At 67.0% G+C, this 14,209-nt stretch carries 12 protein-coding genes; 2 read left to right on the top strand and 10 right to left on the bottom strand.

Going from position 1 to position 14,209, the window contains the following annotated elements; translation table 11 throughout:
- Positions 1-30: 30 nt before the first annotated feature.
- Complete coding sequence (gene hisD / locus ASC66_RS10775) at positions 31-1,335, bottom strand: histidinol dehydrogenase (protein ID WP_055839035.1); 1,305 nt, start codon at positions 1,333-1,335, stop codon at positions 31-33.
- Between the two features lie 91 nt (positions 1,336-1,426).
- On the opposite strand from hisD, the gene ASC66_RS10770 reads away from it, so the two are divergent.
- Both ASC66_RS10770 and ASC66_RS10765 read left to right on the top strand, forming a co-directional pair.
- The gene (locus tag ASC66_RS10770; RefSeq protein ID WP_082492261.1) at positions 1,427-1,987 is read left to right on the top strand and encodes a flavin reductase family protein; all 561 of its coding nucleotides are present in this window, start codon (positions 1,427-1,429) and stop codon (positions 1,985-1,987) included.
- Between the two features lie 676 nt (positions 1,988-2,663).
- Positions 2,664-4,085: an HNH endonuclease signature motif containing protein gene (locus ASC66_RS10765; protein WP_055839032.1), complete on the top strand. Its 1,422-nt coding sequence runs from the start codon at positions 2,664-2,666 to the stop codon at positions 4,083-4,085.
- An 89-nt stretch (positions 4,086-4,174) separates the two neighbouring features.
- On the opposite strand, the gene dnaE is transcribed toward ASC66_RS10765, so the two are convergent.
- From dnaE to ASC66_RS18140, 9 genes are all read right to left on the bottom strand, one after another.
- Positions 4,175-7,651 (bottom strand): DNA polymerase III subunit alpha, encoded by a 3,477-nt coding sequence (dnaE, locus tag ASC66_RS10760; protein ID WP_055840317.1) that lies wholly within the window; start codon positions 7,649-7,651, stop codon positions 4,175-4,177.
- A gap of 102 nt (positions 7,652-7,753) precedes the next feature.
- Positions 7,754-8,671: an RluA family pseudouridine synthase gene (locus tag ASC66_RS10755; protein ID WP_055839029.1), complete on the bottom strand. Its 918-nt coding sequence runs from the start codon at positions 8,669-8,671 to the stop codon at positions 7,754-7,756.
- 2 nt (positions 8,672-8,673) lie between these two features.
- Positions 8,674-9,273, bottom strand: coding sequence for a signal peptidase II (lspA, locus tag ASC66_RS10750; RefSeq protein WP_055839026.1), 600 nt, complete (start codon positions 9,271-9,273; stop codon positions 8,674-8,676).
- Positions 9,263-9,925: a DivIVA domain-containing protein gene (locus tag ASC66_RS10745; protein WP_055839023.1), complete on the bottom strand. Its 663-nt coding sequence runs from the start codon at positions 9,923-9,925 to the stop codon at positions 9,263-9,265. The genes lspA and ASC66_RS10745 overlap by 11 nt, the downstream gene beginning before the upstream one ends.
- A gap of 184 nt (positions 9,926-10,109) precedes the next feature.
- A complete protein-coding gene (locus ASC66_RS10740; protein WP_055839020.1) occupies positions 10,110-10,412 on the bottom strand; it encodes a YggT family protein in 303 nt (100 codons plus the stop codon).
- Between the two features lie 7 nt (positions 10,413-10,419).
- A complete protein-coding gene (locus ASC66_RS10735) occupies positions 10,420-10,893 on the bottom strand; it encodes a cell division protein SepF (protein ID WP_055839017.1) in 474 nt (157 codons plus the stop codon).
- A gap of 48 nt (positions 10,894-10,941) precedes the next feature.
- A complete protein-coding gene (locus ASC66_RS10730) occupies positions 10,942-11,646 on the bottom strand; it encodes a YggS family pyridoxal phosphate-dependent enzyme (protein ID WP_055839014.1) in 705 nt (234 codons plus the stop codon).
- 7 nt (positions 11,647-11,653) lie between these two features.
- A complete protein-coding gene (gene ftsZ, locus ASC66_RS10725; protein WP_055839012.1) occupies positions 11,654-12,838 on the bottom strand; it encodes a cell division protein FtsZ in 1,185 nt (394 codons plus the stop codon).
- Positions 12,839-13,022: 184 nt separating this feature from the next.
- A complete protein-coding gene (locus ASC66_RS18140) occupies positions 13,023-14,207 on the bottom strand; it encodes a cell division protein FtsQ/DivIB (RefSeq protein WP_157509757.1) in 1,185 nt (394 codons plus the stop codon).
- Positions 14,208-14,209 lie beyond the last annotated feature (2 nt).

Raw genomic sequence — 14,209 nt, 5'->3', positions numbered from 1 at the left:
GCGGGCCAGACAGCTGACAGCGGGCAGTGCTCAGGCGAAGCGGGCCGTGATGGCGTCGCCGTGTGCGGGCAGCGCCTCCGCGTCGCTGAGTGCGAGCACGTTCTGGTGCACCTCGGCCAGTGCCTCACGGCTGTAGCGCACGACCTGCTGCGGGCGCAGGAAGGTGGAAGCACTGAGGCCGGCCGAGAAGCGGGCCTGGCCGCCGGTCGGCAACACGTGGTTGGATCCCGCCGAGTAGTCGCCGAGGCTGACCGGGGAGTTCTCGCCGAGGAAGATGGCGCCGGCGTTCTCGATCAGCTCGAGCACGCCCTCCGGGTTCTCGGTCTGGATCTCGAGGTGCTCCGGGCCGAAGGCGTTGCTGAAATCGGCCGCGGCGGCAAGGTCATCGACAAGCACGATGGCCGACTGCGGGCCGGTGATGGCGGCGGTGACCCGCTCGCTGTGGGTCGTCGAGGCGGCGAGGCGCACGAGTTCCCGCTCGACGGATGCCGCCAGCTCGGTGTCGTCGGTGACCAGCACGGTCGCGGCCAGCTCGTCGTGTTCGGCCTGGCTCACCAGATCGGCGGCGATGAGCATGGCGTTGGCCGCGGCATCCGCGATCACGAGGATGTCGGTCGGACCGGCCTCGGCGTCGATTCCGGCCTGGCCGCGGATGAGGCGCTTGGCCGCTGCGACGTAGACGTTGCCCGGTCCGGTGACCATCTGCACGGGGTCGAGGCCGATGCCCGCGACACCGTATGCGAAGGCGCCGACGGCTCCCGCCCCGCCCATCGCGTAGATCTCGGTGACGCCGAGCAGACCGGCGACGGCGAGGATGGTCGGGTGCACGCGGCCGCCGAAGGCCGCCTGGGGCGGCGAGGCGAGCGCGATGGAGCGCACGCCGGCGGTCTGGGCGGGCACCACGTTCATGACGACGCTCGAGGGGTAGACGGCCTTGCCGCCGGGCACGTAGAGGCCGACACGACCGACCGGCTGCCAACGCTGCATGATCTCGGCGCCGGGCGCGAGCACGGTCGTGGCAGCCGGCGGCACCTGGGCGGCGCTGGCCAGCCGCACGCGGCGGATCGTCTCGAGGATCGCGGAGTGCACGGCCGGCGCGAGGCCGGCGACGGCCTCGTCGATGTGCGCCTGCGGCACCCGGATCGACTCAGGGCGCACCCGGTCGAGACGTTCGGCCTGATCGAGCAGAGCATGCTCCCCGCGAGCCCGCACATCGTCGATGAGCTCGGCCGCCACCTCCAACGCAACGGTCACGTCGGTGCTCGCACGAGGCACGACTGCGAGAAGTTCGGCGGGGCTAGGCTGGAGACCGCGCAGGTCAATCGTCTGGATCATGATCTGCTCAGTTTATCTGCACGGTTTTGTGCGCACGGCGCGGGGCACCGTGCGGGAATATGCGCCCCCGTTTGGAGCTTGATACAGGCGTATGAACATCACCGCCGCTTCCGTTTCGAACGAGAACTCCCCCGGCTCGACGCCGGAGGGCGTCTCCTCGCCCGCCGTTCCCGACGACCTGCACGCTTTCAAGCAGGCGTTCCGCAGGCATGCCGCCGGCGTCGCAATCGTGACGGCGCTTGACCCAGAGGGGCGACCGGTCGGATTCACTGCGACCTCCCTGGCGTCTCTCGCTGCCGTCCCGCCGCTCGCGACCTTCAACATGGCGCGCTCGGCCAGCGCCTGGCGGGCCATCACCGAGACCGACCGGGTCGTGATCCACATGCTCGGTGCCCGCAACCGCGCGGTGGCCCAGATCATGGCGCAGGACGCATCCGAACGCTTCATCGGCGACCACTGGCACGTCGGCCCACACGGGCTGCCCGTCATCAACGACGTCACCGCATGGATGAGCGGCCGCATCTTGGAGCGAGTTTCCGTGCACAACAACGCCGTGGTGGTCGTGCAGATCGAGGAGGGCGAGCTGGGCGAGGATGACGCTCCGCTGCTGTACCACGAGCGCGCCTACCGCACCCCCGGCGAGATCGTCTAGCCCTACCCCGCCGTCGCCCCGCCGGTTGAGCCTCTCGAAACAGCTCCACTGGTTGAGCTTGTCGAAACAGCTCCGCTGGTTGAGCTTGTCGAAACCCTGACACCGCCGGAAGCTCGCCCGCTCCCACGCTGGCTTGAGGGAGCGCCAGCGNCTGGTTGAGCTTGTCGAAACAGCTCCGCTGGTTGAGCTTGTCGAAACCCTGACACCGCCGGAAGCTCGCCCGCTCCCACGCTGGCTTGAGGGAGCGCCAGCGGCCGAAGCCCTGCCCCGCCCGAACACCCCGCCCTGCCCACGCTGGTTGAGCTTGTCGAAACAGCTCCGCTGGTTGAGCTTGTCGAAACAGCTCCGCTGGTTGAGCTTGTCGAAACCCTGACACCGCCGGAAGCTCGCCCGCTCCCACGCTGGCTTGAGGGAGCGCCAGCGNTTGAGCTTGTCGAAACAGCTCCGCTGGTTGAGCTTGTCGAAACCCTGACACCGCCGGAAGCTCGCCCGCTCCCACGCTGGCTTGAGGGAGCGCCAGCGACCGAAGCCCTGACACCACCGAACACCCCGTGGGTTGAGCCTGTCGAAACCACTTGATCACGGTTAGGTCACGGTCCACTCCTCCTGTGGATAACCCCTGATTCCGGGCTTGTTTGCAGGCTTCCGTGTCGGTGGTCGGTGAGACGCTTTGTACATGAGCGAAGCAGCGTTGCAGCTCCCCGGATCGGCCACCGACCCGGTCATCACCGAGTGCCTCACCGGTCTCGCCTCCACCCAAACCTCGCTCGGGTCCACTCTGGCGGAGCAATACCGCTTGATCGAAACGGCCCGCTCCCACGCCGTTGCGACCGCCGACCCGACGGGTCGGACCCGCCGGATCGAGGAGGAGTTCGCGCTTCGCAGCATCACGGCCGAGCTCGCCCTGGTGCTCCGGGTGCACGAGCGCACCATGACGGGACTGATCTACGAGGCCAAGCAACTCGGCACCGTCTTCACCAAGAGCCTGGCGGCCCTCGCGGCGGGCACGGTCGGGCAACGCCACGTGCGCGAGATCCTCGCCCAGGCCATCTCCCTGCCGCCGGAGCTCCACGCCCGCTTCGAAGCCGAAGCACTGCTGAAAGCGGCCACACAGACCCCGACCGCGTTCCGCCGCACGGCGGCCCGGATCCGGGAACGCCTCCACCCCGACTCGCTCACCCTGCGGGCGGAAAGGGGCCGCACCGAGCGCCGGCTGTGGTTCGAACCCGCCGCGGACGGGATGGCGTGGTTGCACCTGCATCTGGAGGCGGAGAAGGCGATCGCGATCACCGAACGGATCAGCCACCTCGCCGACCACGCCCAAGCTGAGGCGCTCGACACCGCTCACCTCGCCGACACCGAGGTCGCGCTCAGCCCTGGCACGCACGCCCAGTTGGAGGCGGACATCGCCGCCGAACTGCTGCTGCTTCCACCGACACCGCCCTCCGACACCGCGGAGGGCGCCGCGAGGTCGCGGATGCCGGGTCTGGCGTTCTCCCGCCCCGAAGTCTTCGTCGCCGTGCCGAAACTCACGATCCCGTACGCGACCCTGATCGGCCCATCCGATCAGCCGGGTGAGCTGCACGGTTACGGCCCGATCGACGCCGACACGGCCCGCCGCCTCGCCGCCGAGGCCCCCACCCTGCACCGGATCCTCGTCGACCCAGTCGACAACACTCCACTCCAGCTGGATCCAAGCAAATACACGATGACGAAGGCGTTGCGCCGCTGGATCCTGTACCGGGACCAGGTCTGCCGCTTCCCGGGCTGCACCCGCAAGGCGGAGCGCTGCGAGATTGACCACACCCTCCCCTTCGAGCGCGACGGCCTCACTGAGGAATGCAATCTCGCGGTGCTGTGTAAGAAGCATCACCGGCTCAAGCACAATTCCCGCTGGCGGGTCACGCAGCTCGGGCACGGTGTGCTCCGCTGGGTGAGCCCGGCCGGCCGGATCTACGACACGCATCCGGCCCCGCCCAGCAGCCGAAGACCCCCGCCGGGTTCACCGGCCGAGCCGCCGCCCCTGCCGGTCGAGCCACCCCCGCTGGTTGAGCCTGTCGAAACCACCAGCCGCTACCCGAACACTCCGCCGTTCTAGCCACTCTCCCGCCGGTCGAGTGCGAGGAATCGAGACCTCACGAACCGGATGTGCCAGCATCTGTGGCGGTTCCTGTGGCTACTTTGGCCCTAGACCAGGCAGTTCGGGCCGAGCAGGCTCTTCAGCTCGCCGTAGAGGTCCGCGGTCACCTTCACGCGGTGACGCGGGAGCTCGAAGACCCGCGCCATTCCCCCGCGCAGCAGTTTCAGCCGGACCTCGTTCTCGCCGCCGTGACGCGAGAGGATCTCATCCAGCGCGGTCACGGTGTCTCGGGTCGCGCGGTTGTCCGGCATCGAGATGATCACGGTGCCCTCGACCTCGTCCTGGCCGAGCTCCGGCGTCATCAGGCTGAACGCGTGCAGGTTCATGCCGTCGTCGCGCATGCTCACCCGGCCGCGCACCACCGCGATGGAGTCGGAGACGAGTAGCGGTGCGAACTCCTGGTAGCCCTTGCCCATGAACATCACGGTGATCTCGCCGCCGAAGTCTTCGACGGTGATCATCCCGTACTGGTTGCCCGAGTTCTTGGCGGTCCGGTGCTGCACGCTCGTCACGAGGCCGGCGATGGTCACCGTCTCACCGTCTTCGATGCTCTCGGATGCCATCAGCTCGGCGATCGAGATGCTGGCGTGCTTCGCGAGCGGCACCTCCAGCCCGGCCAGCGGGTGGTCAGAGACGTAGAGGCCGAGCATCTCGCGCTCGAACGCCAGCTTGTCCTTCTTCGCCCATTCCGGGCGCTCGGGAACATCGGAGGCCGGAGCCTCGCCGACCTCTTCGAACAGGCTGTCGAAATCGAAGCCGACGTTGCCGTGCTCCTCGTCGCGCTTGATCTTCACGGCAGACTCGACGGCCTGCTCGTGGATCTCCACGAGGGCGCGCCGGGTTGAGCCGAGCGAGTCGAATGCACCCGCCTTGATCAGCGACTCGACGGTGCGCTTGTTGGTCGCGTGGATCGGCACCTTGCGCAGGAAGTCATGGAATCCCTCGAAACGGCCCTTCTCCTCGCGGGCGGCCCTGACACCCTCGACGACGTTCGTGCCGACGTTGCGCACGGCGCCGAGGCCGAAGCGGATGTCGGTGCCGACGGCGGCGAAGAAGCCGATCGACTCGTTGACGTCCGGCGGGAGCACCTTGATGCCCATGCGGCGGCACTCATTGAGGTAGATCGCCATCTTGTCTTTGGAGTCGCCGACGCTGGTCAGCAGCGCGGCCATGTACTCGGCCGGGTAGTGGGCCTTGAGGTACGCCGTCCAGTACGACACGACGCCGTAGGCGGCGGAGTGCGCCTTGTTGAAGGCGTAGTCGGAGAAGGGCAGCAGGATGTCCCAGAGCGCCTTGACTGCGGCATCCGTGAAGCCATTGGCGTGCATGCCGGCGCGGAAGCCCTCGTACTGCTTGTCGAGCTCCGACTTCTTCTTCTTACCCATGGCACGGCGCAGGATGTCGGCCTGGCCCAGCGAGAAGCCGGCGACCTTCTGCGCGATCGACATCACCTGCTCCTGGTAGATGATGAGGCCGTATGTGCCGCCGAGAACCTCCTCGAGGGCGTCCGCGAGCTCGGGGTGGATCGGCGTGATCTCCTGCAGACCGTTCTTGCGCAGCGCGTAATTGGTGTGCGAGTCCGCGCCCATCGGGCCCGGGCGGTACAGGGCCAACACGGCCGAGATGTCTTCGAAGTTGTCGGGCTTCATCAGGCGGAGCAGCCCGCGCATGGGTCCGCCGTCCAGCTGGAACACGCCGAGGGTGTCGCCGCGGGCGAGCAGTTCGTAAGCTCCGACGTCGTCGAGGGCGAGCTCCTCGAGCACCAGGCGGTGGCCGCGGTTCAGCTCGATGTTGTCGAGGGCGTCAGAGACGATGGTCAGGTTGCGGAGCCCGAGGAAGTCCATCTTGATCAACCCGAGCGCCTCGGCGGCCGGGTAGTCGAACTGCGTGACGATCTGGCCGTCTTGTTCGCGCTTCATGATCGGGATGATGTCGATCAGCGGGTCGCTGGACATGATGACGCCGGCGGCGTGCACGCCCCACTGGCGCTTGAGGTTCTCGAGGCCGAGCGCCGTCTCGAAGACGGTCTTGGCCTCGTGGTCGGTCTCGACGACCGCGCGGATGTCGGCGGCCTCCTTGTAGCGCGGGTGCGACTTGTCGAAGATCCCGGTGAGCGGGATGTCCTTGCCCATGACGGGCGGCGGCATCGCCTTGGTGAGCTTGTCGCCCATGCCGAAGGGGAAGCCGAGCACGCGCGAGGAGTCCTTCAGCGCCTGCTTGGCCTTGATGGTGCCGTAGGTGACGATCTGCGCGACGCGCTCCGAGCCGTACTTCTCCGTCACGTACTTGATGACCTCGCCGCGGCGACGATCATCGAAGTCGACGTCGAAGTCGGGCATCGAGACGCGCTCTGGGTTCAGGAAGCGCTCGAAGATCAGGCCGTGGTGCAGCGGGTCGAGGTCGGTGATGCCCATCGCGTACGCCGCCATCGAGCCGGCACCGGAGCCACGGCCGGGTCCGACGCGGATGCCGTTGCGCTTGGACCAGTTGATGAAGTCGGCGACGACGAGGAAGTAGCCGGGGAAACCCATCTGCAGGATGACGCCGGTCTCGTAGTCGGCCTGCTTGCGCACGGCGTCCGGGATGCCGTTCGGGTAGCGCACGGCGAGCCCAGCGTCGACCTCCTTGGTGAACCAGCTGTCCTCCGTCTCGCCCTCCGGAACGGGGAAGCGCGGCATGTAGCTCGTTGACGTGTCGAAGGTCACATCGCAGCGCTCGGCGATGAGTAGCGTGTTGTCGCAGGCCTCGATGTTGTCGCGGAACAGGTGCCGCATCTGGGCGGCGCTCTTCAGGTAGAACTCGTCGGCGTCGAACTTGAAGCGGTTCGGGTCATCCAGCGTCGAGCCGGACTGGACGCAGAGCAGGGCGGCGTGCGCCGTGGCGTCGTGGGCGTGCGTGTAGTGCAGGTCGTTCGTGGCGACGAGTGGCAGGTCGAGCTCTTTGGCGAGCCGCAGCAGATCGCTGATCGTGCGGCGCTCGACGTCGATGCCGTGGTCCATCACCTCGACGAAGAAGTTCTCTTTGCCGAAGATGTCCCGGTAGTCGGATGCCGCCTTCTTGGCCTCCTCGTACTGGCCGAGTCTGAGGCGCGTCTGCACCTCACCACCGGCGCAGCCGGAGGTGGCGATGACGCCCTTGGAGTACTGGGCGAGCAGCTCACGGTCCATGCGCGGCTTGAAGTAGTAGCCCTCGATCGAGGCCTTCGACGACATCCGGAACAGGTTGTGCATGCCCTCCGTGGTCTCGGAGAGCAGCGTCATGTGCGTGTACGCGCCGGAGCCGGACACGTCGTCCTCGCCCTGCGCTCCGCTGCCCCACTTGACGCGGGTGCGGTCGCCGCGGGCGGTACCCGGCGTGACGTAGGCCTCTGTGCCGATGATCGGCTTGACGCCGGCGGCCTTCGCCTGGTTCCAGAAGTCGAATGCACCGAACATGTTGCCGTGGTCGGTGACGGCGATCGCCGGCATCTTCTCCGCGACGACGGCTTCCATGAGCGGCTTGATGTGCGCAGCGCCATCCAACATGGAGTATTCGCTGTGCACGTGGAGGTGAACGAAGGAGTCGTTCGATGTTGTCACGTAGTGCTCCGACTAACTGGAAGTGCCGATGGTCTGCCTGGGCCCCGCCTAGTCGGCGAGCACGTCGAGGGCGTGTTGCAGCTCCGGCGCGTAGGGGGCGGTGAAGCTCACCCACTCCCCCGTGGCCGGGTGCGAGAAGCCGAGCTGCACGGCGTGCAGCCACTGGCGGTCCAGCCCCAGACGCGCGGAGAGCGTTGGATCTGCACCGTACATCGAGTCACCGACACAGGGGTGGCGCTGGGCCGCCATGTGCACGCGGATCTGATGGGTGCGACCCGTCTCGAGGTGGATCTCGAGGAGCGAGGCGTACGGGAACGCCTCGAGCGTCTCGTAGTGCGTGATCGAGTGCTTGCCGTCACTCGTGACGGCGAACTTCCACTCGGCACGCGGATGACGGCCGATCGGCGCGTCGATGGTGCCGGCCAGCGGGTCTGGATGGCCCTGCACGACGGCGTGGTAGATCTTCTCCACCTCGCGGTCGTGGAACGCCCGCTTGAGCTCCGTGTACGCGTGCTCGGACTTGGCGACGACCATGAGGCCGCTCGTGCCGGCATCCAGGCGGTGCACGACTCCGGCGCGTTCAGCTGCTCCGGAGGTCGAGATGCGGAATCCGGCCGCGGCGAGGGCGCCGACGACAGTCGGTCCCGTCCAGCCGACGCTCGGGTGTGCGGCGACACCGGCCGGCTTGTTGATCACGACGATGTCGTCGTCGTCGTGCACGATGGTGAGATCCGGCACGGGAATCGGAACGATCTCCAGCGGAGACTTGCTCTGCCAGTTCACCTCGAGCCAGGAACCGGCGCGGAGTTTGTCCGACTTGTCGACGGAGGAGCCGTCGAGGCTGACACCGCCGGCCTCGATCACCTCGGCCGCGAAGTTGCGGGAGAAACCGAGCAGCTTGGCCAGCCCGGCGTCAACGCGTACCCCGGCGAGGCCGTCGGGTACGGGAAAAGAACGTGATTCCATGTCTACGGCGCCGGTACTTCGTCGGTGGATGCTGCGGCTGCGCCGTCATCCGTCTGGCTGGTGGAGTCGTGCTTGTTCTTCTTCGGTTCGATGGTGCGGACACCGTCGAGACCCACGCCACGCAGCGTGAGGATCATGAACAGACCCATGCTGCAGACAATCGCGATGTCGGCGAAGTTGTAGATCGCCGGGAGCATCCACGGTGTGTAGATGAAGTCGATGACGTGACCCTCCGGAAAACCGGGGTCACGGAAGTAACGATCGGTGAGATTGCCCATGACGCCGCCGAGCAGAAGCCCGAAGACGATGGCCCACGCGATGGAGCGGATGCGACGGGCAAACCAGATGATGAACACGATCACGGCCGAGGCGATGATCGTGAAGATCCAGGTCTGCCCACTGGCGAGGGAGAAGGCGGCCCCGGGATTCCGCACGAACTGCAGTTGCAGAACGTTGCCGAGAACCGGGACCACCTCCCCTTCACTCAGATTTGAGACGACGAGGTACTTGCTGAACTGGTCGAGACCATAGGCACTGAGAGCGACGAGGGCCAGGACAACAAGCGCGACGGCGCTGACCTTCCCTCGGGAATCAGACCCCAAAGCCCTGGAAGCTCGGGGCGGGCGCGTCGTTGCCCTGTGCAGCACCGAAGCCTGCCGTCGGCGCCTGAGCGGCCGAGGAGTCAAGCTCGCGGAGCTGGCCTTCGATGTAGCTCTTCAGCTTGGCGCGGTAGTCGCGCTCGAAGGTGCGGAGCTCTTCGATCTTCGACTCGAGCGTGGAACGCTCCTTCTCGAGTGCGCCGATCTGAGCGCGCTGCTTGGCCTCGGACTCGGCCACGACGCGGGCAGCGGTTGCGTGACCCTCTGCGATGAGTGCGTCGCGCTTCTCAGCACCCTCACGCACGTGCTCCTCGTGCAGGCGGCGAGCCAGCTGCAGGAGGTTCGTGGTGCTGGCCTGCTCCTCGGCCTCGGCGGATGCCGAAGGAACGACGGGAGCAGCGATCGGGGCGGCAACGGGGGCCGGCGTCGGCTCCGGAGCGGTGAAGCTGGGCGCGGGCGCCGGTGCGGCTGCCTGCGGTGCGCCGCTCTCTGCGGCGGCGAGGCGCTGACGGAGCTCCTCGTTCTCGCCGTTCAGGCGACGCAGCTCGACGACGACCTCGTCGAGGAAGTCGTCAACCTCGTCCTGGTCGTATCCCTCGCGGAACTTGGTCGGCTGGAACCGCTTGTTGACTACATCTTCCGGAGTTAGCGCCATGGCTTTCCACCCTTAGAACTTGGTTGTGAACAGAAGGTTACGTGTGAGCAACGCTAACAAAGGTCGTTGCTCTCACGCACGATGAACCGTCGTACGGTGTCACCGATTCAGGATACTCGCAGCAGCGCCGATGACGCTGACCGAGTACACAGCATTGGATGCTGCACGAGTGCCGATGCTCTCGCTAGACATAGCGGAATGCGCCGACGATCGGCATCAGGATGATGACGAGCAGCATGGTCAGGCTCCAACCGAAGTCGAAGGCGACGGCTCCGAAACGGAGTGGCGGGAGGATCCGACGGAAGAACTTGATCGGCGGATCGGTGATCGTGTACACGAACTCGACCAGGATCAGGGCGAATGAGCGTGGCCGCCACGACCGGTTGAAATTGCGCACGAGGTCGAGCACGAACCGCGCCCACATCGCAAAGAAGTAGAGCAGCAGAAAGAAATACAGAATCCCCGCGATCAGGGCAACGATGGTCACAGACTAATTATGACTGTGCAAAGAACGAAGCATCGACATCGGAGTCGGTCTCACCGTTCTCACCGCTCACGATGACGTGCGATGGGGAGAGCAGGAAGACCTTGTTCGTGACGCGCTCGATCTTGCCGTAGAGGCCCTGTGAGAGGCCGCTGGCGAAGTCGATGAGGCGGCGGGCGTCACCCTCGCTCATCTGCGAGAGGTTGATGATGACCGGGATGCCGTCGCGGAAGCTCTCGGCGATGATCTGCGCGTCGCGGTACTGACGCGGGTGCACGGTGAGGATCTCATTCATCTCTGCCGCCTGAGTGCTCTGCTTGGGAACGGGGGCCTTGCGCAACGGGGTGACCGGTGCCGCGTTCTTGGTCGGCGCTGCAGCCGGGGCCTGCGCGACCGGGGCTGCGGCGGCAGCAGGCTCGTCGTACTCGAGCTCTTCGTCTGCCAGTCCCAGATAGACCATGGTCTTCTTGAGCGGGTTGGACATTACTACCTCCGTGTACGGTTCCGTCTTGTTTGAGCCGGCTAATTCACATTAACCGGGGTGGGGGCGATTCCCGGTAATGGCTGTGCCAATACGCAGGTGTGTCGCCCCCTCGGCGATGGCTGCGGCGAAGTCTTGCGACATGCCCATGGAGAGTGCCGTCGCTGTCGGTGCGATGCCCCGAATGGACTCGGAGAGCTCCCGCACACGGGCGAAAGCGCGGCGCGGTTCCTCACCCAGCGGTGCGACGGCCATCAGGCCGAGGAGACGCAGGCCGGGGGTGGCCAGCGTCTGCTCGACGAGCGCGGGCAACTCGGCTGGAGCGACCCCGCCCCTCTCCGCGTTGTCGGTCAGGTTGACCTGCAGGAAGCAGTCGATGGTGCTCTCGTCGGAGGCCAGCGCACTCAGCAGCGCCGGCCGGTCGATCGAGTGGATCACGTCTGCGTATGCACGCACCTGCTTCGCCTTCTTGCTCTGCAGCTGCCCGACGAAGTGCCAGCAGAGCGGCAGACCGGCGAGTTCCGCCGCCTTGGCCTGAGCCTCCTGGTGGCGGTTCTCACCGACGTCCCGCACGCCGAGCGCTGACAGTTCGGCGACGAGCGATGCCGGGTGGAACTTCGTCACGACGATGGTCGTGACGCTGCTCGGCTCGCGGCCTGCCGCTCGCGCGGCATCCGCGACGCCGGCCTGCACCTTCGCCAGCCGTTCGGCCAGGGCGGAACCGCTGGCCGAGCCGGCCCGCCCGTGCTCGCTCATGCCGGTGCTACTTGAGGAAGTCGGGGATGTCGAGGTCGTTGTCGTCCTCGGCGAATGCCGGGTCGGTGACGGCGGCCTCGGTGGCGCTGACCTCTCCGCTGTGCCACGCGGACTCGACCAGTGCGTCGATGTCACTCGCGGTGGGCTCCTCGGCAACGGCCGTGACGGTGGAACCGGCTGCGGCAGCGCCGACGCCGGCCGTCACGAAGTTGCTGCGACGTGAGTCGGAGGACTTCGTCTGCGGCTCTCCGCCATCGAAGCCGGCGGCGATCACGGTCACGCGAACCTCGTCACCCAGGGTGTCGTCGATGACGGCACCGAAGATGATGTTGGCCTCGGGGTGGACGGCCTCCTGGACGAGGCGGGCGGCGTCGTTGATTTCGAAGATTCCGAGGTTCGATCCACCCTGGATCGAGAGCAGAACGCCGTGCGCGCCGTCGATCGATGCCTCGAGCAGCGGGCTGGCAACGGCCAGTTCTGCTGCCTTGATGGCACGGTCGGCGCCGCGCGAGGAGCCGATGCCCATGAGCGCGGAGCCCGCACCCTGCATGACCGACTTGACGTCGGCGAAGTCGAGGTTGATCAGGCCGGGGGTGGTGATCAGGTCGGTGATGCCCTGAACACCGGCGAGGAGCACCTGGTCGGCGGTCGCGAAGGCGTCGAGCATGCTGATGCCGCGGTCGCTGATCTCCAGCAGGCGGTCGTTCGGCACGACGATGAGGGTGTCGACCTCTTCCTTGAGGGTGCTGACGCCGGTCTCGGCCTGAGCCTGACGACGCTTGCCCTCGAAGCCGAACGGCTTGGTGACGACACCGATGGTGAGCGCGCCGATGGACTTGGCGATGCGGGCGACGACGGGGGCGCCACCGGTTCCTGTTCCACCGCCTTCACCGGCGGTGACGAAGACCATGTCGGCGCCGGCGAGGGCTTCCTCGATCTCTTCGGCGTGGTCTTCTGCGGCACGGCGGCCGACCTCGGGATCTGCACCGGCACCGAGGCCACGGGTGAGGTCACGACCGACGTCGAGTTTGACGTCCGCATCACTCATCAGCAACGCCTGGGCATCGGTGTTGATGGCGATGAATTCAACGCCACGCAATCCGAGCTCGATCATGCGGTTGACAGCATTGACACCGCCGCCGCCGATACCGACGACCTTAATTACGGCAAGGTAGTTCTGATTTGTTGACACGTCCGGCCTCCGGTGGAAACTCTCAACTTCTTGTCGAAGCTTAAAGTTATGCTGAGTATGCAATTCCTAAGCTCGAAGTTATGCGCAGGCTCGGATTCGCACGGCAGGCGCGCCCGCGTGTCGGGAATTCTGCCCGCAATCCATCGCCGCGTTCGTGTATGCCTGGCGTGTCGCCGGCTGTGGGTCAGCGGACGACGGGGCTCGTGGGCGATGAGACGTCGTAGACGGAGACCGTTCCGGGGGGCGCAGCAGCCATCAGCTTGCTGAGCACGACGGCCTTCAACGCCGATTCCTCGGCACTCCCCCACGCCACGCTGGCCCCTCCGACGAGCACGAGGCTGACGTCGTCGGTACTCGCGGCGCGCACGATGTCGGCCTGCGGGCGAATCTCGGCGGGCAACGCCTGCACGACGCTTCCGGCGGCGGCGAGACCGTCGGCGCCAACGGCCTCCACCAGCGGGAAGCCCTCCGGCCGCTCCGGAGTGGTCTGGATGACGACTCCGGCCGGATCGACGAGGTCGAAGCCGTTCGGGCCCGCGATCGCGCCGATCGGTGTGCGCTCGACGATCCGCACGACGAGGGTGTTCGGCGGGCGGCTCTCGGTGGAGAAGCTCTGGATCAGAGTGAACTGGGACAGATCGGTTTTGACCTCGCCGAGATCCACCAATGGCAGCGGCGTGCCGATCTGGCCGTCGAGCGCGGCCGAGACGTCGGTCGCGAGCAGCCGGTTCGTTCCCTCCACCTGAATCGTGGTGAGCGCCATCAGCGGCGAGAACGTGCCGACCGCGACGAAGATGGCGAGTGCGAGCACCGCGCCGAGCCCGGTGAGCCAGGCGGCACGCCGACGGCGCAGGTGGCGGGTGAAGCGGCGCACCTCCGCTCGCTCGTAGGCGCGGCGAGCCTTCGTGGCAGCGCGCAGCCTGGCACGGGCACTGCTCGGTGTAAGCGGCTCCGGTTCCGGGCCCGCGTCCTGCTCCGGGTCCGGCTCGGCGTCCGCCCGCACACCCGGGATCACCGAGGTGATCTCGGTCACCGGTGCGAGCGGTCCCGTTGTGGCCTGCTGTGCCGGTTCCGCCTGCTGTGCCGGCTGAACGCCCTGCACCGCGATCGGTTCCGTGACAGCGTCCGGTTCGGCAATGCGGCCGCCCTGTGCCGCGGGGGCGGGCGCGGCTGCCGGCTCCTGCTTGTTCATCCACCATGCCGTCGGCAGCTTGGCCGCCGGCACGCGCGGCGCCCGGGGAATCGGTGCCTTCGGTGCCGGCGCCTTGGGTGCCGGAGCCTTAGGTGCGGCCTTCGCTTCGCCCTGACCCCGCTGGCGCGCCGAAGCGGCCGGGGCCGCCGGCGGTTCGAATCCCTGGGGTCGCTTCATGC

The sequence above is a fragment of the Leifsonia sp. Root4 genome, assembly GCF_001425085.1.
Taxonomy (GTDB): Bacteria; Actinomycetota; Actinomycetes; order Actinomycetales; family Microbacteriaceae; genus Microterricola.
Note: the sequence above shows the minus strand (reverse complement) of the source record. Positions and strands in the feature narration are given on the sequence as shown.

Excerpts from the sequence above, each read along its gene's own strand:
- hisD (WP_055839035.1), bottom strand. The coding sequence starts at position 1,335 with ATGATCCAGACGATTGACCTGCGCGGTCTCCAGCCTAGCCCCGCCGAA.
- ASC66_RS10770 (WP_082492261.1), top strand. The coding sequence starts at position 1,427 with ATGAACATCACCGCCGCTTCCGTTTCGAACGAGAACTCCCCCGGCTCG.
- ASC66_RS10765 (WP_055839032.1), top strand. The coding sequence starts at position 2,664 with ATGAGCGAAGCAGCGTTGCAGCTCCCCGGATCGGCCACCGACCCGGTC.
- dnaE (WP_055840317.1), bottom strand. The coding sequence starts at position 7,651 with ATGTTGGATGGCGCTGCGCACATCAAGCCGCTCATGGAAGCCGTCGTC.
- ASC66_RS10755 (WP_055839029.1), bottom strand. The coding sequence starts at position 8,671 with ATGGAATCACGTTCTTTTCCCGTACCCGACGGCCTCGCCGGGGTACGC.
- ASC66_RS10745 (WP_055839023.1), bottom strand. The coding sequence starts at position 9,925 with ATGGCGCTAACTCCGGAAGATGTAGTCAACAAGCGGTTCCAGCCGACC.
- ASC66_RS10735 (WP_055839017.1), bottom strand. The coding sequence starts at position 10,893 with ATGTCCAACCCGCTCAAGAAGACCATGGTCTATCTGGGACTGGCAGAC.
- ASC66_RS10730 (WP_055839014.1), bottom strand. The coding sequence starts at position 11,646 with ATGAGCGAGCACGGGCGGGCCGGCTCGGCCAGCGGTTCCGCCCTGGCC.
- ASC66_RS18140 (WP_157509757.1), bottom strand. The coding sequence starts at position 14,207 with ATGAAGCGACCCCAGGGATTCGAACCGCCGGCGGCCCCGGCCGCTTCG.